Below are 19521 nucleotides of genomic sequence, written 5' to 3'. Positions count from 1 at the left end.
TTCCGAGTTCAGAGGCTCAACTTCCGAGTTCAGAGGCTCAACTTCCGAGTTCAGAAGCTCAACTTCCGAGTTCAGAGGCTCAAACGTTAGCCTCAACAGTTTCCTCATCTCCCTGATCTCCGCCATTCCCCTTATCTCTCTTTAATTTGCACGCTGCGATTGAATAAATTCATTACTACAGAGATGGTCAAACTCAGTATGAGATAGGTGAGCATAATCAGTAATATCACTTCTACGGCTTTCCCCGTTTGGTTAAAGGTGGTGGAAGCGACAAAATAAATATTGGGGTAGCCGATCGCGATCGCTAAACTGGTATTTTTCGTCAAATTAAGATATTGACTTGTCAACGGGCTTGTCCGTCGTAAAAGACCACAGGTGCAAATTCTAGACCTACAGAGGTATCGCGGCTAAGTGTCCAAGTAGTGTTGCGGCTGAGAATGTCTACTTCCCCAGTTTGCAAAGCTGTAAACCGCTCTTTAGAATTGAGATTGCGAAATTCTACTGCATCTGGGTTGTCAAATAAAGCTGCGGCGATCGCGCGACAGACATCCACATCAATGCCGCTATATTTACCATCAGTTCCCACAAAGCTAAACCCTGGCACTTCACCACTGACACCGCAAATTAGCTGACCACGACTTTTAATACTACTATACCAGCGATTTCTAGTTGCTGGTGCGGCTGGAATACTGCCGGGAGTGCCGGGTGTACTTGCTGTTTATCCTGAATTTTCACCACAAGCAGCGATCGCAAAAACTAGAGGTGCGATCGCTAGAATTAAAGCTGATTTATCCATAAATTTCATAACTTACTAGATAATAAAAAATGCATTATTCACTACAATCATTCAGTAAAAACAATTTGTTGCTTGTAATATAAAACTCTACCAGGCTCTGTGCTATATTTATTCGCTTTTAAAAACGGTAGTTTAAGTTTTTACCTATATTTTCAAAAGCCTCAGATGCTATGTATAAATTATCTAAACTTGGCTTCAGCTTTCAAGTTTGATTTAAAATTCTGCCACCATGCTTGATTTAGCAATACATCCATTCAACCTAGAAGAAAATATTAAAATTTAAGCGAGTTAGTGCTATATCCTTCACTGGTTAAGATTTTAAAATAGTGATTTTTGCTTCTTTAATAATGAGCAAGAGTTATTCAGAAAATATTATTCACAGCGCCAAACCGCTCATGTATTTTTCCTATCTTCAATGCTTCATGCCCACTTGCCCTGAGCGACTCGTGCCGAGCAAAGCTGAGGTAAGCCAAAAGGATGCCCCATGCCCAATACCCTAATTGCATACTTCTATGCGATCGCTTGTAGCCACACCAACCTAAACAACTACCCCTAGCAGGTTAAACTAGGTCTGGTAACAGCTGCTCCACCATTCCTTATGAGGCTTTTATGGGAGCTAACCTCAAACAGATTGCCAACTATTTAGACAACCTTGGTTGGGACTACCGTTTTGATGATGAAGAAGACCGGATTATAACAGGCGTGGAGGCTGATAATCTAGAAGATTTCCTAATAGTTGTCCAGTTGGATGAAGAGGGAAAATTTTTCCGGGTATTTGCCCCTCAAGTTCTGGCAGGAATTCAAGACCATCCTCACAAGGGAGCTATCCTACAGACAATGCTTGCCATTTCCTGGGAAACTAAAATGTTGCAATGGGAGTTTGACCCATCCGATGGCGAAATCCGTGCCATTATTGAGTTTCCTTTAGAAGACTCGATTCTCACAGAAAAACAATTTCACCGTTGTCTGAGTGGGTTAATTCAGATTGTGGATGGCATAGCAATACCTCGCCTGAAAGAAGTGATGGCGACAGGTTTTGATCCGGGGAATATAGAACTTGGGGAAAGACTGTTACTCAGTATCCAAGAAGAAGCCCCAGGATTGTTAGATTTACTGGAAAAAGCAATGGAAGCGCGAAAAAAGCGAGGAAGTTTTAAGGGCGAGTGAGACGGATCATCACTTAAATAGCTATACTCCAAAGTGATACCCTCACTATATACTGAAATTTTCTGGGGCTGGATATTATGACATCCTATGCAACCTCCTCTGCCAAAGCGGAAATGAGTGAACTACGGCGGTTGAAAGGCTTACTACCGCCAGAATTACAGAGCTGGGTCACGGTTGAAGGCACAACTGAGGTCAATCCACCCCTGGTTCGTTGCGAAGAAATTGGTAAAGACCAGGTAGAAATTCAAATTGACTTGGTGAAATGGGATGCCCTCGCAATGGATCAGCGTAATCTGCTGTTCTGGCATGAAGTTGCTCGCGTTCAAAATGACACAATTCCTAAAGATGGTTGGGAAATGGCAGCACTAGCCATCGGTTTAGGTGGTGCTGTAGGCGAATTGTGGGTACAAGATGGATTGCTTCTGGTGTTAGCTTTATCGCTGTGTGGTGTCTCAGGCTGGCGACTATACCAAAAGAATAGTGGGGAAAAGCAACTGAGAGAATTGCTAAATGCTGATGAGAAAGCGATCGCTTTGGCAACTCGTTTTGGTTATAGCCTCCCCAATGCCTACAAGAGTCTTGGTAGCGCCTTGAAAACCCTGATTGACAATACTCCTAGTAAGCGCCAACGGTCGAAATATGAAGCAAGACTCTCTGCCCTCAAACGTAGTGCCAATAAAGCAAAAGCTAAATCTAAAACTCCAGATGAGGGCGGGTTGTAATTAGTTAGGAGTTAGGAGTTATGAATTATGAGTGAACTCGAAACTTCAAACTCCTCGTTCCTTACTCCTCACTCTGCCTTTGACTGGGAATGTTTACTGAGGGGGCTGCTGCCTCCTTGATTAGCGGCAGCAGCCCAATGACGATTTCATAAAATCTTACTTTTTCCTTGACTACATCTTTATCAAACTCAAATTTTACAGACATTTTTATAGTTGGTTCAGCATTTTATGCGTCTGGGGGATCACGCGCACGTGCTTGACAAACCGCTTCATCAAAGCTTGCCACGTCAAAACTTGATCGCTTGAAGGTGCAAGTACAGGTACTGGAGAAAATTGTTCTGATACTGCCAAAGGCGTAACAGGTTGTAAAAATACTGAGATATCTGGATTAACCTCTGCCACCAGCAAAGCTGAACGTTCCAACTCGGCTGGATCTGTGTTTTGAGACACAATTATCTTGACAAAAACATTTAAATATGAATCATGACATAATTGGAGAAATTTAGCATGTTCTTGCCAATGACTTTCGCCGCTAACACTGGGCAATTTGAAATCCATACCTACAGAGTCTAAGTAGGCGAGAATCATTGCTAGTTGTTCTGGGCGATGTCCGCCAGTTTCTAAGTATATAGGTAGACCAGTTATGGCTCGCACTTCGGGTAGAAACTGGGTTAAAAATGGGGCATGAAGAAGTGGTTCGCCCCCAGTTAAGCTAATGCTATCGTGTAGAGAAGGTAGATTTTGTCGTTCCACCCATTCAGTTAGTATGGGTAGAGAGACAGGGTTAGAGTGGATTTCAAAGTCGCGCAATCCAGGCGATCGCTCTATCCGACAAGTAGCAGGTGCATTCCAAGTGTGGGAACTATCACAAAAGTGACAGCGCAAATCACACAAAGCGAAACGAATAAATATTTGACGCGTCCCTACATTCAGTCCTTCCCCTTGAATGGCAGAAAAGACCTCAATCAGGCGTGCAGTAGGTGTAACCGTATTTTTAGCAATCATAAGATGAGAGCAACGCGATCGCGCTGCGTCGGCACAACAGCAAGGATCTTTTTTGGCTTCTTGTTCTATTGTGAATCGTCGCTAGCGATCTCCAATCTCAGCCCCGGTAAATCGCAATTAGTCCTTCTTACTACTGATTCCAATATTAGGTTAAGTAATTTTGTAGGACAAAATAATGTTTGGCAGATTACATTATACATGGCAACGAAAGTGCAGAGCTTCATGACTAGCCAACCGACAGAGGTCGATTTTCCAGTTAATTCCCTAAACGACACGGCTATAATGCAGGTGCCTAAGCGGTTGAGTGTGCTGGAGGCTTTAGGCTTTAAGCAAACCTGCCAAAGCTTAATCCAGCCCAATTCACATCCTAAGCAAATCATCATTGACTTTCACCAAACTACTTTTATGGATAGTAGTGGTTTAGGTGCCCTGGTTAGTAATTTTAAATACGCCCAGACTAAAGGGATTACATTAACACTGCGGAATGTAACACCTCAAGTAATGGCAGTCCTAAAACTCACGGGATTGGATCAGGTTTTTCCCTTAGAGCTTGTAGATGATGCGCCACTAATAAAACAGGAAGACTTAGTAGATAATCGGAAGACAACTTCCCGTAAAGTAGAGCAGTTACCCACTACTCACCCTTCTGTGGCATCTTGGATGAAACGGTTGTTAGACATTGTAGGGTCAGTAATCGGTTTATTAATTACAGGAGTTTTATTTATTCCTATTGCGATCGCTATTCAAATTAATGATCCTGGCCCCATTTTCTTTATTCAAATCCGTTGTGGTTGGATGGGTAAACAGTTTAAGATTTGGAAATTCCGCTCTATGTGTGTGGATGCGGAAGCGAAGAAATCCCAAGTTAAAAACCAAGTGCAAGGTGCTTTTTTCAAGAATGAGGATGACCCCAGAATTATCAAAATAGGGCGCTTTTTACGGCGAACTAGTCTTGATGAATTACCCCAATTTTGGAACGTCCTCAAAGGAGAGATGAGTTTAGTCGGCACTCGACCACCTACACCCGATGAAGTAGAACGGTACGAAGTACCGGAGTGGCAACGTTTAGATGTTAAACCCGGTATGACTGGCGAATGGCAAGTGAATGGACGGTCTACAGTCCGTAGTTTTGAAGATGTAATTCGCCTGGATTTACAGTATCAAAAAAATTGGAGTTTGGTGTACGATTTAAAGCTAATTTTCAAAACTATAGCTATTCTGTTTAATAGAAACAGTGGTGCTGTTTAGCTAACTACCCTTATTCACAATTTTTTGCTAACTCCTAATCACAATAATTGTTAGATACACCCAAGTCTACTTCAGGCTTGGGTGTATTTTAGGTTTACCTACAGCACCAGGCAACTGTCAGCCAATTTTTTATTTTAGATTGACCACACGGATAAATCATCTTTCTTGAAACAAAGATGTTTATTTATTTCTGATCCCAGCTTAAAATTGGGAGCTTGAAACCAAGTTTAAATTTTGGATTTTGAATCATTCAATCCAAAATCCAAAATCTAAAATTTGGTAATCCTGTGTATGAGATTATCCTACTGCTTTCTGAACACCAACGACTTGAACCTGCTGCGCTTCTGGCAACAAACGTTTCACGCTTTGCTTAACAAACCCCTGCAAAAAACCAATCTGCTGATTTTGCCCAAATACCTTTTGCAAGGTTTGCCGCAAATTCTCCAAATTTAAACCAGTACCAGAATCTATCGCTATTTCCTGCTGTTGGAAATATTCAACTAGACTTAACCCTGCTACTCTAGTCAGATAAGCTGCACTTACTCCCTGCACTGCGCCACCAGCAACAAAGGTAACGGCATTACTTTTAAGAACAGTACTAATCGCCTTTGTAGAAAGTTCAACTAAACCGAGTTTCAGCATCAAACTTCCCATTGTCCCAGCTACGGTTTGCGCCTGTTCCAGGGAAAATTTCTGCTGATAGATATTACCCAAATCCATTACCATCTGAGCATTAATTGCCGCAGTCGCCAAGATGTCAAGGGCTGGGACTGGGTTAGCAAAGGCAGCAGCAGCAGCTATCCATTGATATTGTTCAATAATTGGGGTAGCGCGATCGCGTCTAGTTCCATTCAGCCAGTTTTTCGCCTCAGCTTTTAACAACCCGGCTTTTCTCATGGTTGTTACCCAAACTAGCCGTTGTCCCTGCTGTACCAAAACTTCACCCAACTGCTGCGTCAACTGCTGGATATTTGGCGCTGGTTGTTCCATCCACTCTTGCACAGAACCATCAGTCTCATGCTTTCGGACTTTGATGGGAATGGGAGAGGCCGCAGTTGCAACTACATTTCCCTGCATTCGCTGTTTCAATTGACTAAAGACGCTGGCGCTTTCATCGGCTAAATACTGGTCTTGTTTGTTCAGAACCAGGATTGTGGGCTGATTTGCTGCTTTTAGCTGCTGTAAGGCTTGAAATTCTGAGTCTGTCAAATCACCGTTTGTCAAGAACAGAACAAAATCAGATTTTGCCACTTCTGCTAAAACAGCTGCATCTGAATTGTCACCCGCTTCTCTAAATAAAGGTGCTGTTTCTTCTAGATACACGAAACTTGGTGTCTCTACATTTTCCTTCAACACTTTAATTAAAGTGCTTTTACCCACAGATTTACCGCCAGTCACAGCAACTTTAATTTCTTGTCTGTCTAACTCCAACAACAATTGGGCAACTTGTTCTCTGAGTGTCTCTAATGCTGTGTGGTTTTCTGCTTCTTCTGCCAGTTGGTTAATTACAGTTTCAGCAATAGAAATCGCACTTTCCACAGTTGCCCGATCCACCACCATACCATCTAGCTGCTTTAAACTGTCTTTCGAGCGATTTTTTTGGAATAACCACAAACCACCGCCTACAGCTAAGGCACTCAATAAACCAAACTCACCCACCTGCACTATAGAATCGTGCCAACTGTTCAACATCCACAGAGAAAAGGACAGTCCCAATCCTCCCACTAAAATTGGTCGTTGCAACTTCACAACCATGATTCTCCGCGCCTTTTAGATGGCTATTTCTTCCAGAATAGATCAAAATAAAACAAAAACCCTGCAATCTTTACTGATTGTAGGGTTTTTGTTTTATCTTTTATTTGGTGGCGGGAAGTGGATTTGAACCACTGACCTTCGGGTTATGAGCCCGACGAGCTACCAGGCTGCTCTATCCCGCGTTGCTCTCGACTTATTCATAGTAACCTATAGTCAAGAGTTTGGCAACTACAAAAATGATAATTCTCCAATTACTTCTAAACGCTTGTATTTTCCCAAGGTGACAAACTTTTCACTGAGGCTTTCGGCGGCGCTGGGACTAATCCAACCCATTTGCTGGAGTAAGTGAATAGCCACGGCATATTTTGCTCGTTTTGCCCCATCCATGACTTTGATTGCCAATCCCAAGCCTTCACCGAGTCTACCAATGCACTGCACTCCTTCGGCACCAGTTTTACTGACTAGTTCTCCTGGAGTTAAGCGCATCAGTTCCGTATCAAATTCTCCATCTCCTGCTACCATTGCGGGGTGATGAGTCATGGCACGGACGATGCGCTCCATATCCAAGTTGGTACTAGAAGCCAACAGTGCATACAAAGATGCCATGTGACCGAGTTGCATCAGATAAGTTGGTGCGCCACAATCATCATGAGCGCTGATAAATTCTGCTGCTGGCATTCGCAGCAACTCTGCTACCTTGCCCAAAATTAACTGCTGTATTGGGTGCTTGCGATCCAAGTAGTTATTCAAGGGCCAATGGCGTTGCTGACAAACAGCTAACATTCCCGCATGTTTTCCAGAGCAATTGTATTCCAGAGGACTGCGTTTGCCTTCAGGAATTGGACACTGGAGTACAGTCGGGTCAATATCGGCCCGCCAAAGAATGTTAAATACCTGTCGGACTTGATCTATTTTTCCTTTATGGGAACTTGTGATAATTGCTAAATCGCGATCGCTGAGGTTATAGCGTTCCAGTGTACCTGTGGTGGTGACTGCGAGTGCCTGAAATGGTTTGAGCGCTGAACGGATAAATGCAGCAGTTTCAGAATTTCCGGCAACGGTTAGAACCCGTCCTCGTTCGTCGCATACAACAGCTTGGACTATATGCCTGGATTCAATAATACCTTCTCGCAGCAACCGGACTTCCAGTGCTGTGGCTTGAGTTCGTTTTCCCATTGTCATGGGTTTATATTTATTACCTTTTTTAATTAATTAGTTATTGATCATTGGTCATTAATCCTTAGCTAATGACTAATGACCAATGATCAATGACTTTTTAAAACAAATGCCAAACTATAGTACCAATAACGTACATTCCCGCCAAGCCAGCAAAGGTAAATTGTAACCGCCGCAGAATGGGTTTAATTTCGTATGCAACAATTAAGCGATCGCGGTTGAGGATTTCCTGTGGTTTTGTCCAAGTTTGGCCGTCGTACCAGCCTGACTCTTCATAAAAGACTGTGGGACTGCAAAGGCGATCGCACACGTAGAACCACCCTAAGTACAACCTTATTAGTGCCAGCACTACCCCAACACTCGCTGCTGCTGCACCACAGATAATAAAATGTGCAATATACTTGTGAGGGGGAAAACTTGCTGCTGCCACAGGCCCTGCAACCAGCCAAGATAAACCCCAAATCCAAGCTATTTTCGTGATATACTCGCGCAAATCTAAAGTGCTATCACGAAACAGCCAGGAATTTTTTAACTCTTCGTACTCATTAAGCGGTTGTTGGTCTGTAGGAACTGGGCAATTTGAAACCGAAGACCTAATCATGTTGGCTTATCCTCACCCTGATCAGATTCTGGAAGGGAAATACGCTCTGCATGAATCCAGAACGCTTCTAGATTATAAAACTCCCGTTCCTTGGGCATCATGATGTGAACGATCACATCACCATAGTCTTGTAGTACCCAACTCCCCTCCACTTTTCCTTCTGTCCTTATGGGACGTCGTTGCAACTCAGTTTCGACTTTTCCTTCAATTGCTTGAGCGATCGCTCTTACTTGTACCTTAGAATAGCCAGTCATCATCACAAAGTAATCAGCCAGGTAAGATACCTCTGCTACTTTGAGCAATATAATCTCACCTGCTTTGCGGTCTGATCCAGCAACGGCTATCGTTGCAGCTAATTTTCCGCTCGCCTCTTCGGTTTGGGCGTGGCTCTTTGCCACACTCTTCGTCAGTGGGACAGATTGTAATGGGAAATTTCCTTGGAAATAATCAGTCATTAAACCTCATGTGCTTTCTTTTGAAACAATTGTTTACGATTTACTTACAAATCACAAACAATTGATCTGAAAATGTGTCAATAGGTTTTTTTGAATACTAACAAAAAAACGGGTGTCTATGGGGGCTAGTACCGCAAGAGCAAAGTCAGCCCCAACTCTTGGGGACGCTACGCGAACGGGGAAGTCACGCATTCACGCATTCACGCATTCAAAAATTTTGAACCCCATAAATAAATTTAGGGGCTTGTAGTTTTTTATTTCTGCTTACGCATTCAAAAGTCGCTCATGCTTGAATTTTGGGCTTTCTGGCGGTTTTGAACAGTTATCAAGTATCCGCATTATCAGTTAATTTGTCGGTTGGGAGTCAGAACAGTTATCAAGTATCCGCATTATCAGTTAAGAATTGATAACTGTTCACTGATTTAATGGTAGGTTTATTTCCGCCGACCTGTGCTTAGAAAAATTGTGGCGATCGCCGACTTTGCGCCATTCTTTGGGACAAGCGGCGCAGAAAACAGTCATAGAACATCACACTTGGGAGGCGATCGCACAACGGATTTTGCATATAGCTGGATTAAATACTCCGCCTCAATTCCAAGTCGAGGGAGACGATAAATGGGACGTTCAAAGCCACCGAAAAAAGCTATTCCCAGTCTATGGCGAGTACTACGTTATTTCTGGCCTTACATTCAAAAATAGTATGGACTACTTTTAATTTCTGCGATCGCTTTGGTTGCGGATGTTGGACTACGGGTACTGGAAGCGTGGCCCCTAAAGTTTGTCTTTGATTACGTTTTGATTCGAGACGAATGGCAGATGTGGTTGCAGCGAAAAGTTAAAGGAGCGATCGCTCAACTAATCCTCGAACCCACTAAAACACCAGAACTCAGCGTTACCTATATTCACTCTCATAACAATTTGAAGACGGGAACTGGAAGCGAATTAACCAGCGATCCATTTAATGATGAGGCAGATGCGATCATTGCTAATTCATTTAGTGCAGAAGCTGCTTGGCAACTTAGCCCAGTTATTACTCTTGTTGGTAGAGTTGGTTTTATTCATGCAAAAGCAGAAGATTTACCAGCAGATCCAATTGCGTCCATCTTCACATGAGTAGTGCTAGTAGCTCTCAGAAATATCGGACGAAAAGGCAGCTTTGCAGGATTTACCGTGGGTCAACCTCCCAAAGTGACTCATAATAGTTTCGGCGATGGCTTCAAAGATAAGGGTACGTCTTTACATCTGGAAGCCTTTTATCACTTTCAAGTCACGGATAATCTGGCAATAACTCCGGGATTATTTATGATTACCAGTCCAGAACATAATGATAGTAATGGCAGCATTTACGTTAGTACTGTTCGGACAACATTTACCTACTAAGTACAGCCCACCGTAAACAGCCTACTAAAATTATGCTGCAACAGCCAGAGCAACTGGAGCAGAATCGTTAGGGTTTTGAGTTTAGCACTTTGTGTAATCTAAGCCCACTGCTGTAGATTAAACTTCTTGTTTCCTAACTCTTGTGGACTGAATTGCTTCACGTTCTGCCGTCAATGAGTAACACAACGACTCATACTGATTTAAAGCTTGCTCAAAACCATAGTTTTCAACGGCATATTTGCGACTTTTATAACCCAAATTTTTGACTTTTTCGGGGTTTTGGTACAAATCTAAAATTGCCATTGCTAAAGCTTGGGGATCTTCTGGAGGCACGATAACTCCGCCGCCACTTTGCCTGATAGCTTTTGCTGCCGTACCATTATCGGGGACAGAAGCAACCAAAGCTCGTCCACTGGCAAGTAGCACTTGAATTTTGGACGGCATGTTGAAGGATACAACATTTTTCTTTTGCACCACTAAACCAACATCGGCAGCTGCCAACATTTGTGGCAAAGATTTGCGGGGTTGAAATGGCAGTAGCAAAACATTATCTGCGCCGCAGTCTAGACATTCCTGTTGCAATCGCTGTAACCCTTTTGCCTCTCCAACGATGACAAAAACAATATCTGGGATATGGCGTAACACAGAAGCAGCTTTGACAACGCTTTCTAAGCCTTGGGTTAGGGCAATGTTGCCAGAATAAAGTACTACAAATTTGCCATTCAGGTTATGTGCTGCGCGGAAAGGGTTATTTTCTTTAGGCAAAGGGCGGATAAAATTTATATCAACCCAGTTGGGAATTTGCACAATTTTGTCAGCTTCTACGCCCTTAGATCGCAAATTGTCCACAAACCCATCGGCGATGACGCTAATTTTACTGGCAGTGTGGTAAGCAAATTTTTCCAACACTGTAAATAACTTTATAAGCAATTTATTTTTCAGTAGACCAACATGAACGGCTGCTTCTGGTAATATATCTTGTAGATTTAAGATTACAGGACAAGCACGTAACCATCCTAGAAGAGCAACTGGTACACAGCTTGGCAAGGATGGCGATGTTGAGAGAATAACATCTGGACGCCAACCGAAGAGGGCGGGCACAAAACTAGTGACAACGAAACTAGCATCTAGTAACACCCGATCTAATAGGTTGGGTTGGGGACGAATCCAAACGTAACTGCGTTGAATTTGAACGCCATTTTTGTATTCGTTGAGATACCACTTGCCCCGATATTCCTGGTAAATTTGACGCTCAGGGTAGTTGGGCATAGCAGTGACTACGCGCACTTCATGCCCACGTTTCACTAGTCCCTCTGCTAATTCAGTCATTAGTGGGGCAATACCAATTGGCTCTGGATAGTAGTTGTAGGAGTAAATTAGAATTCGCATAAAAATTAGTCTGAAGTATCCCGGTTTTTTATTTAATGACAAATATTTGTCTTAAAGATGATTTGGAGTTTGAAAACTCCTATATTTAATTGTGACTTCAGACTCTTTTGCTGTCAGGTATTTTCCTTAAAGATTGAGTAAACTTTGATATTGAATACTTAGAGCAAGTGTGAATTTTTTTACTATTTAAGCAATCTTAAAATTGTTCATTTTTGAATGGTACGTAAGTATAAACACTAAAATTAGGTATATTAATTAAGACTGTTTCACGGCAATAATTATTGAATGAGCGATCGCCCTTGTATTTTCTCCTTTTTTGCTGGTTCAGGTTTCCTAGATTTAGGTTTTGAAACCAACGGTTTTAAGGTTGTTTACGTCAATGAAATCTTTCCCCCATTCATGACTGCATACCGCTATTCACGGCAGGTTCTCAATCTACCGTTACCAGAATACGGGTATCATGATGGAGAAGTAGGAGATGTAACCCAACTTCTCGAAGGGTTACAAACACAACACCTCCGGGAGTTAGTACAAGACTGCCGTAAATCTAATAATATTGTCGGCTTCATTGGCGGGCCTCCCTGCCCTGATTTTTCTATTGGCGGGAAAAATAGAGGACGTTTAGGAGATAATGGCAAGCTTTCCGCTTCTTACGTTGAATTAATTTGCCGCAATCTTCCAGATTTCTTTTTATTTGAGAACGTTAAGGGATTGTGGAGAACGAAAAAGCACCGTTTATTTTTTGAATCGCTCAAGCAACAATTACTGGAAGCAGGCTATATATTAACAGAGCGGTTAATTAATGCTATCGAATATGGAGTACCCCAGGATAGAGAAAGAATTATTCTCATTGGTTTCCGAAATAGTTTTATCAAGGATATAGGAATAAAAGTCGGTAGTGAAAAGTTCCTAAATGAAGAGGCTTTTCCTTGGAAAAATCATATTTTATATCCTCAAACAAAGGTTTTTGCTTATCCTTGGCGTAAGTGCGAACCATTCCAAGAAAATTCCATAATGCTTTGTCCTGATGGCATCCCTCAAGAACTCACCGTAGAATATTGGTTTATAAAAAATAATGTGCTGAAGCATCCCAATGCTGAAAACTGTTTTCAACCAAGGGCAGGTATCACAAGATTTGCTGCTATTGATGAAGGAGATGATTCTAAAAAGTCTTTTAAGCGTCTTCACAGATGGCGTTACTCTCCGACAGCTTGCTATGGAAATAATGAAGTACATTTGCATCCTTATAAAATCCGGCGAATATCTGTGGCGGAAGCTTTAGCCATACAATCTTTGCCCGCAAATTTTGTACTTCCAGAGAATATGTCGCTCACGAATATGTTTAAGACTATTGGTAATGGCCTACCATATTTGGCATCGAAGGCGTTAGCTAAAACTATTTTTGACTTCTTAGGAACTGGCGTGAAAAATGCTGTTGATATTTCTAAGCTTACTACTGCCTAATGTCAACTTAAACACTTACAATAATTCCGCGACATCTACAAAGCTGACATCCTAGAAAAGTCAGCAGCTTCTTTTCAGAATAAACTTGTAATAAATATGGTTTAATATATATATAAGAAATGTTTTAATTTTTTATAAAGTTTAATAATCAATCACTGGCAGAAGACACGATGGCAGCAGACTATCCAAACATTGATATTGCGCCATTTATCGATCACGCCCTCTTAACGCCAACTGCTACTCCAGAGCAGGTTGAGCAGTGGTGTGAAGAAGCATACAGATTTAATTTTGCGGCGGTTTGCCTATTTCCCGCCTATGTCAAACAAGCAGTCGAACTCCTACACGGCAAAAACCCAAAAGTCTGTACGGTGATTGGCTTTCCTGCTGGTGCGACGACTTCAGCAGTGAAACTGTATGAGGCTCAAGAAGCGGCGGATAATGGGGCCACTGAGTTGGATGTGGTAATGAACTTGGGCTGGTTGAAAGCTGGTAAAACTGAAGAAGTCCACCGAGAAATTGCCGAAATTTGTGAAGAGACTGGGCAAACTGTCAAGGTAATTTTGGAAACTAACCTGTTGACAGATGCAGAAAAAAAAATAGCTGCTGAAATAGCTATGGAAGCGGGAGCGGCATTCTTAAAAACTAGTACAGGTTGGAATGGTGGCGCGACAGTGGCAGATGTAAGACTTTTGCAGGAATTGGCAAAAGAAAGAGTAGGAATTAAGGCTTCGGGTGGTATCCACACTATCAATCAAGCTCTAGACTTAATCGTAGCGGGTGCTACTAGATTAGGCACATCTCGCGGTATCAATTTGATCCGCCAGCGCGATAACCTGGGAAAGGGTGAATAGTCATTTGTCCTTTGTCCTTTGTCATTTGTCATTTGTCCGAAGCTAATGACCCTTGACTAATGACTAATTACCAATGACCAATGACCAATGACTAATGACTAATGAGTAGAACCTACAAAGCAACGGGAATTAATCTTAAAACCCAAGTGCTGGGAGAATCGGATAAAATAGTGACGATTTTGACACCAGAATTCGGTCTGATTCGAGCAGTGGCTCCAGGGGCACGCAAGCACAACTCCAGCCTGGGCGGCAGGAGTGGTATGTTTGTTGTGAATGAGCTATTGATTGCGAAAGGGCGATCGCTTGATAAAATTACCCAAGCACAGACGTTAAAAACTTATCCTGGTTTAGCTAAAGATTTGGGAAAATTGGCAGCCAGCCAGTATTTAGCAGAAATAGTCTTGTGTCAAGCTTTGAGCGAACAACCCCAAGAAGAACTTTATGAGTTGTTCAATGAACATCTCCATCGGTTGGAGGCGTTATCTAGTGCAAATGCATCTGGGGTTTTGGCTCATCTGGCTCATGGGGTGTTTCACCTTTTAGCGTTAGCAGGAGTAACGCCGCAAGTGCAAGTCTGCTGCCTATCTGGACACCTCCTCAAACCAAACTTTACAGACCCAAACTGGCAGGTAGGATTTAGTATCCCTGCGGGTGGAACGGTTTCCTTAGAAGCTTGGGAACGTTTGCAAAAAGAGGGAGAGAGGGAGAGGGGGATACAAAGAAATTCATCTTTTTCTCCATCACCCAATCACCCCATTATCCCATTACCTCCAAAACCTGGCTCCCAAACAGTTGTTGTGCATCGGCAAGAAATACCTGTGATTTCTAGTCGTCCGGGTGCTATGGAACTGGCTTTGCTTCAACATCTGTCACAACCAGAGATAATGCAAATTGATGGTGCTAGAGATCACGACTGGTTATCTGTTGAACAGATTTTGCGCCAGTATGCTCAGTATCAATTAGGTCGCCCTATTCGCTCTGCTACCTTGATCGACTCTTATTTTGCTGCCAACCATGATGCAACCGTCTGATTTGGATAAAAAAATCCTGCCTTTGTCACCAAGCCTTGCCAAAAAACAGAATAGGGTATCAGATCCTACAGTCAGCAATCACTTGAGTGCCGTTTCCAAGTGTACACCTAGTCAAATAAATGGACAAGAAATGTCCCCAAAAGACGTTTCTGATAACGATCAAAATTACACAGCCCAGACCCCTACAACTGATATTCCAAGTCAATCAGAAACAAAATCTGAGGATAAATTAACCACTGCCCAAGGAGATAGCAACGGGCAGAGTTTGCCAGTAGCTAGTATCCCAGAAAAAGAACCACCAACATTAAATGGATCTGGTTCTGGTGGAGAAGTTGGTTCAGGAAATATCAAACAGCAGGGGTTTTTGCCTGTTTTAAAAAACCCTAATTTCCTCGCTCTTTGGGGCGGTCAAGTTTTTTCCCAACTAGCAGATAAAGTTTATTTGGTGCTGATGATTGCTTTGATTAATACTCAGTTTCAGGCTAGTAATCAAAGTATTAGTGGTTGGGTGTCAGCTTTGATGATGGCTTTTACGATTCCCGCCGTATTGTTTGGTTCCGTTGCTGGTGTGTTTGTCGATCGCTGGTCGAAAAAGGCTGTGCTGGTGGCAACGAATATTTGGCGCGGCATCCTGGTTTTGTCAATTCCCTTTCTGCTGTGGTTGACTCATGGCTGGAAGCCCATAGGAGTGCTGCCAGTGGGTTTTTTGATCATTCTGGGTGTGACTTTTTTAGTTTCCACGCTGACGCAGTTTTTTGCACCGGCAGAACAGGCGGCAATTCCCTTAATGGTAGAAGAACAGGATTTACTTTCGGCAAATTCGCTTTACACGACAACGATGATGGCATCGGTGATTGTTGGGTTTGCTGTCGGGGAACCATTGTTAGCGATCGCAGATGGACTTTGGCTGCAAATTGGTGGTAGTGGTAGTTTAGGTAAAGAATTTTTAGTAGGTGGTAGTTATGCGATCGCTGGAGTAATTTTATTCCTCTTGGCAACTAACGAAAAACACCACGACCCCGATACAGAATTCCCTCACGTATTCTCTGATTTGCGAGATGGTTTTGCTTATCTCAAAGCAAATCATCGTGTCCGCAATGCTTTGCTTCAGCTGATTATCTTGTTTTCTGTTTTTGCAGCATTAACTGTTCTAGCCGTTCGCATGGCGGAAATCATTCCCAACATGAAAGCCTCCCAGTTTGGCTTTTTACTAGCAGCCGGCGGTGTTGGCATCGCTGCTGGAGCAACACTTCTCGGCCAATTTGGTCAACGCTTCTCCTACACCCAGCTAAGTCTGTGTGGTTGTATGGGCATGGCAGCATCCCTGATTGGTCTGTCAGTATTTACAACCCAACTTTGGCTAGTCTTGTTACTAGTGGCGCTATTAGGTATCTTTGGAGCACTAGTGGGAATTCCCATGCAAACCGCAATTCAAACAGAAACACCTCCAGAAATGCGTGGTAAAGTTTTTGGTTTACAAAACAATGTAATTAATATTGCTCTCTCCTTACCTTTGGCATTAGCAGGTGTAGCAGAAACCTTTGTAGGATTACAGGCAGTTTTTTTGGGATTAGCTGCGATCGTCTTTTCAGGAGGTATATTAACCTGGTATAACTCACAGAAGTAGTTATCAGCTAACAGCAGTTATTATTCATTACTTTGAAGTAATTAGTAATTTCCTTAAAGCTTTTGTGTTCATGGTAAACTGTGGTCAGTGAAAATTTATCTCATACTTGCGGGATATCAATCTGACATTAGTTAGAATAAGTTGTTTAAATATCAGAAATTAACAACTTATAAGTAGAATAAATAAAGCCATAAATCCACTGGTTTAATCAGCTTCAAATAGGCTTTTTAAACTAGATTGTCTTGGAAATCTGTAATAACTAAAAAACCAGCAAGTATAGCTAGATAAAATAAAAATCACGAAGGACACACAACTAATAGATCAAACCCGCTTTTCTTACAGCTAAATAAAGAATGCGTATAGCCTGGATTGGAAAAAAATCACCCTTTTGCGGCAATGTCACCTACAGTCGAGAAATTACAAATGCCTTGTTAGACAGGGGACATCAAGTTAGCTTTCTTCACTTCGCCCAAGAAGAATCTGAACCTGACAATTGGCCAAATCTTCGAGAGGTTTCCCTCCCTTTTATTTATAAGTCCCAGGTTTACACAATCCCCACTTTTAAAGCGACCAAACTTTTAACGGAGTCGCTGCGGGAAATCAAGCCAGATATAGTCCATGCTTCTTTGACGCTATCTCCTCTAGACTTTTTTCTACCGGAAATCTGTGAGGAACTGAGATTGCCCTTAATTGCCACTTTTCACACACCGTTTGCTGGTAAGGGGGCAAAGCTGATATCGGGAACACAGCTTTTGGCTTATCAGCTCTACGCACCATTTTTAGTTAACTACGATCGCGTGATTGTATTTTCCCAAATTCAGCGAGAATTATTAGCAGGGATGGGCGTGAGGGAAGAGAATATTGGTGTAATTCCCAACGGTGTTGATACCGCCAAGTATTCTCCAGGATTTTCTCAAGTCAAAACAGAATTTAAAGCCGAACGTTTGTTTGTCTATCAGGGTCGCATAGCGCCAGAGAAAAATGTCGAAGCCCTCCTCCGGGCTTGGAAGCAGTCTGCAATGGGGCCTGGTACTAAGTTGCTAATTGTTGGCGACGGGCCTTTAAAGTCTTCCTTAGAGCAATTTTATGGTTCAGAATACGGCATTATCTGGTTGGGATTTGTCGCTGATGAAGACCGACGCATAGAGATTTTGCGGGGCGCAGATGTATTTGTTTTGCCTTCATTGGTAGAGGGTTTGTCCCTATCTCTGTTAGAAGGAATGTCATGTGGGTTGGCTTGTTTAGCAACAGACGTGGGTGCAGATGGAGAAGTATTGGAAAAGGGCGCAGGTATAGTTATTAGTACTAAAACAGCGCGATCGCAATTAAGAACCCTCTTGCCAGTGTTGCAAGACCATCCAGAGTTAACAACTTTACTGGGGCAAAAAGCTAGACAGCGTGTATTAGACCGCTATACCCTGAGTAAGAATATTACTCTGCTGGAAGAACTTTATAAGGAAGTTTTAGCACAGCGTCCTTTACCGCTAAGTCGTAGAGCGTAGGAAACGCCAGTTGTTACAACAGATAGCCCAGCGTTAACGAGTCAGACCTACGCACAGTCGCTAACGCTTCTCTATGAGATGCTGGGCAAATGCTATCGAGCATCGGGAACCTCCCTTCGGATGACGCTACGCACAGTCGCCTACAGCGTTGGATTCACTGCAACGTACTTGCTCCCCTACGTATATTTATTTCAAAAATCAAATACTAGTACAGCGCAGCGTAAATCAAGCTACCATTTTAAAACTTGCAAAAGCCTTGATATACAAAACTTTTGAATGCGTGAATGCGTGACTTCCGCCTTGCGGTACTAGTCCTATATAAAGCATCAGTTTGTAACTGACTATCACCCTATATTTCCAAATCTTGATCAAGCTCATGATGTACAGTGACTTGGAGATACTCACCTGTTAGACTAAGTATTATCATAAAGTCATAAAATGTAAATAATTATCGGAAAAAATTAATATATTAGTTAGCATTAAATAATAAATAACAGTAAATTAAAGCTACAAAATCAACAAATGACTACAATCATCGACATAAAAAAATTATATGAATCTAATTACCTGCAATGGTTAGAGGAGACTATTAAATGTCTCAAAAATCGACAATTAGCAGACTTTGCCTATGAAAATTTAATAGAAGAATTGGAAGATTTGGCTAAAAATGAAAAAATACGAGTAAGAAGTTTGTTGGAACAAATTATTAGACATTTATTACTTTATCAATATTGGGATTTAGAAAAGCCAAGAAATGCTAATCATTGGTCAGGAGAAATTATTAGTTTTCGTAATCAAATAAATGAAGATTTAAGTGCCAATTTACGCAAACATTTAGAGGATAATTTCAGCATGATTTATAGCAATGCCTTAGATTATGTTAAGGCTAAAACAAATCTAACCAAATTACCCGAATTATCTCCTTATACCTTAGAGAAAATTTTAGATAAAAATTGGTTGCCTTAATCTTAAATTTTTATTCTTTGCGCTAAACATATTCATATTTTAACTCAGCAACACCAGAAAGTTAAGTCGCTACAATTTGTTGTATTCTTCTAGTTCTACGTTAGGCAGTTTATTCAAAAATTGCTGAAATTTTTCTTAACTACCGCTTTTGGCTTTTTCTTCCAAATAGGCTTTGGTCATCCATGCGGAAACTTGTGCAGATAAGGCAATAGTTGCAAGTTTTTCAATATAAATATTTTATCTTCCTGCTAAAGCTTCAATTTGTTTATATAAAGATTCGGGTACCTGTACATTTAAGTTAGTCATAGGATTTCTCCTACTATTTGCAAAAATTCTTTAGGTGAAACTACTCTCAGTCCAAATTTTTGTATAGTCTACCTATTATA

At 41.9% G+C, this 19521-nt stretch carries 19 protein-coding genes, 1 tRNA gene and 2 pseudogenes; 12 read left to right on the top strand and 10 right to left on the bottom strand.

Translation table 11 applies throughout. The features are described from left to right. Nucleotides 1-131: 131 nt before the first annotated feature. Together ACFFAP_RS22385 and ACFFAP_RS22380 are read right to left on the bottom strand one after the other, a co-directional pair. Nucleotides 132-350, bottom strand: a pseudogene (locus tag ACFFAP_RS22385) (amino acid ABC transporter permease); the annotation flags it as partial. Next, nucleotides 350-805: pseudogene (locus ACFFAP_RS22380) on the bottom strand (transporter substrate-binding domain-containing protein); the annotation flags it as partial. The pseudogenes ACFFAP_RS22385 and ACFFAP_RS22380, both read right to left, overlap by 1 nt. Before the next feature lie 600 nt (nt 806-1405). On the opposite strand from ACFFAP_RS22380, the gene ACFFAP_RS22375 reads away from it, so the two are divergent. Further along, nucleotides 1406-1963: a hypothetical protein gene (locus tag ACFFAP_RS22375; protein WP_375513283.1), complete on the top strand. Its 558-nt coding sequence runs from the start codon at nt 1406-1408 to the stop codon at nt 1961-1963. 77 nt (nt 1964-2040) lie between these two features. Beyond that, nucleotides 2041-2685 carry a DUF3318 domain-containing protein gene (locus ACFFAP_RS22370; protein ID WP_094342488.1) on the top strand — a complete coding sequence of 215 codons (645 nt, stop codon included), beginning with the start codon at nt 2041-2043 and terminating at the stop codon, nt 2683-2685. Nucleotides 2686-2746: 61 nt separating this feature from the next. On the opposite strand, the gene ACFFAP_RS22365 is transcribed toward ACFFAP_RS22370, so the two are convergent. Next, on the bottom strand, nt 2747-2890 hold the full coding sequence (locus tag ACFFAP_RS22365; protein WP_375513282.1) for a hypothetical protein: 144 nt from the start codon (nt 2888-2890) through the stop codon (nt 2747-2749). A 2-nt stretch (nt 2891-2892) separates the two neighbouring features. Beyond that, nucleotides 2893-3690, bottom strand: coding sequence for a 7-carboxy-7-deazaguanine synthase QueE (locus tag ACFFAP_RS22360; RefSeq protein ID WP_375513281.1), 798 nt, complete (start codon nt 3688-3690; stop codon nt 2893-2895). A 198-nt stretch (nt 3691-3888) separates the two neighbouring features. Here ACFFAP_RS22360 and ACFFAP_RS22355 point away from each other — a divergent pair, with 198 nt between their 5' ends. After that, entirely contained in the window at nt 3889-4938 is a 1050-nt protein-coding gene (locus ACFFAP_RS22355) for an anti-sigma factor antagonist (protein ID WP_375513280.1), read from the top strand. Nucleotides 4939-5235: 297 nt separating this feature from the next. On the opposite strand, the gene ACFFAP_RS22350 is transcribed toward ACFFAP_RS22355, so the two are convergent. The 5 genes from ACFFAP_RS22350 to rsfS all read right to left on the bottom strand — a co-directional run bounded on the left by ACFFAP_RS22350 (nt 5236) and on the right by rsfS (nt 8925). Beyond that, entirely contained in the window at nt 5236-6693 is a 1458-nt protein-coding gene (locus tag ACFFAP_RS22350; protein WP_375513279.1) for a YcjF family protein, read from the bottom strand. A 105-nt stretch (nt 6694-6798) separates the two neighbouring features. Beyond that, nucleotides 6799-6875: transfer RNA gene (locus tag ACFFAP_RS22345), tRNA-Met, on the bottom strand. 46 nt (nt 6876-6921) lie between these two features. After that, the gene (locus ACFFAP_RS22340) at nt 6922-7875 is read right to left on the bottom strand and encodes an asparaginase (RefSeq protein WP_375513278.1); all 954 of its coding nucleotides are present in this window, start codon (nt 7873-7875) and stop codon (nt 6922-6924) included. A gap of 94 nt (nt 7876-7969) precedes the next feature. After that, on the bottom strand, nt 7970-8470 hold the full coding sequence (locus tag ACFFAP_RS22335; RefSeq protein ID WP_375513277.1) for a CGLD27 family protein: 501 nt from the start codon (nt 8468-8470) through the stop codon (nt 7970-7972). Continuing rightward, on the bottom strand, nt 8467-8925 hold the full coding sequence (gene rsfS / locus ACFFAP_RS22330) for a ribosome silencing factor (RefSeq protein WP_375513276.1): 459 nt from the start codon (nt 8923-8925) through the stop codon (nt 8467-8469). Before rsfS ends, ACFFAP_RS22335 begins: the two co-directional genes overlap by 4 nt. A gap of 463 nt (nt 8926-9388) precedes the next feature. Here rsfS and ACFFAP_RS22325 point away from each other — a divergent pair, with 463 nt between their 5' ends. The 3 genes from ACFFAP_RS22325 to ACFFAP_RS22315 are packed head-to-tail and all read left to right on the top strand — an operon-like array spanning nt 9389 to nt 10305. Further along, nucleotides 9389-9640 (top strand): glycosyltransferase, encoded by a 252-nt coding sequence (locus ACFFAP_RS22325; RefSeq protein WP_375513275.1) that lies wholly within the window; start codon nt 9389-9391, stop codon nt 9638-9640. Nucleotides 9641-9654: 14 nt separating this feature from the next. Then, entirely contained in the window at nt 9655-10038 is a 384-nt protein-coding gene (locus tag ACFFAP_RS22320) for a hypothetical protein (RefSeq protein WP_375513274.1), read from the top strand. A 3-nt stretch (nt 10039-10041) separates the two neighbouring features. Next, nucleotides 10042-10305, top strand: coding sequence for a carbohydrate porin (locus ACFFAP_RS22315; protein WP_375513273.1), 264 nt, complete (start codon nt 10042-10044; stop codon nt 10303-10305). A gap of 117 nt (nt 10306-10422) precedes the next feature. Here the strand turns inward: ACFFAP_RS22315 and ACFFAP_RS22310 are convergent, their stop codons facing one another. Further along, a complete protein-coding gene (locus ACFFAP_RS22310) occupies nt 10423-11694 on the bottom strand; it encodes a glycosyltransferase family 4 protein (protein ID WP_375513272.1) in 1272 nt (423 codons plus the stop codon). 285 nt (nt 11695-11979) lie between these two features. On the opposite strand from ACFFAP_RS22310, the gene ACFFAP_RS22305 reads away from it, so the two are divergent. The 6 genes from ACFFAP_RS22305 (at nt 11980) to ACFFAP_RS22280 (ending at nt 19135) form a co-directional block, all read left to right on the top strand. Further along, entirely contained in the window at nt 11980-13158 is a 1179-nt protein-coding gene (locus ACFFAP_RS22305) for a DNA cytosine methyltransferase (protein WP_375513271.1), read from the top strand. A gap of 170 nt (nt 13159-13328) precedes the next feature. Then, complete coding sequence (gene deoC / locus ACFFAP_RS22300; RefSeq protein ID WP_375513270.1) at nt 13329-14009, top strand: deoxyribose-phosphate aldolase; 681 nt, start codon at nt 13329-13331, stop codon at nt 14007-14009. A gap of 101 nt (nt 14010-14110) precedes the next feature. Next, on the top strand, nt 14111-15040 hold the full coding sequence (gene recO / locus ACFFAP_RS22295) for a DNA repair protein RecO (RefSeq protein ID WP_375513269.1): 930 nt from the start codon (nt 14111-14113) through the stop codon (nt 15038-15040). Continuing rightward, nucleotides 15027-16667: an MFS transporter gene (locus ACFFAP_RS22290; protein ID WP_375513284.1), complete on the top strand. Its 1641-nt coding sequence runs from the start codon at nt 15027-15029 to the stop codon at nt 16665-16667. Before recO ends, ACFFAP_RS22290 begins: the two co-directional genes overlap by 14 nt. Before the next feature lie 353 nt (nt 16668-17020). Next, nucleotides 17021-18169 carry a glycosyltransferase family 4 protein gene (locus ACFFAP_RS22285; RefSeq protein ID WP_375513268.1) on the top strand — a complete coding sequence of 383 codons (1149 nt, stop codon included), beginning with the start codon at nt 17021-17023 and terminating at the stop codon, nt 18167-18169. A gap of 522 nt (nt 18170-18691) precedes the next feature. Continuing rightward, nucleotides 18692-19135 carry a DUF29 domain-containing protein gene (locus ACFFAP_RS22280; protein WP_375513267.1) on the top strand — a complete coding sequence of 148 codons (444 nt, stop codon included), beginning with the start codon at nt 18692-18694 and terminating at the stop codon, nt 19133-19135. The last annotated feature ends 386 nt before the right edge of the window (nt 19136-19521 follow it).

This window comes from uncultured Nostoc sp. (assembly GCF_964245575.1).
In the GTDB taxonomy this organism is placed as follows: Bacteria; Cyanobacteriota; Cyanobacteriia; order Cyanobacteriales; family Nostocaceae; genus Nostoc.
Note: the sequence above shows the minus strand (reverse complement) of the source record. Positions and strands in the feature narration are given on the sequence as shown.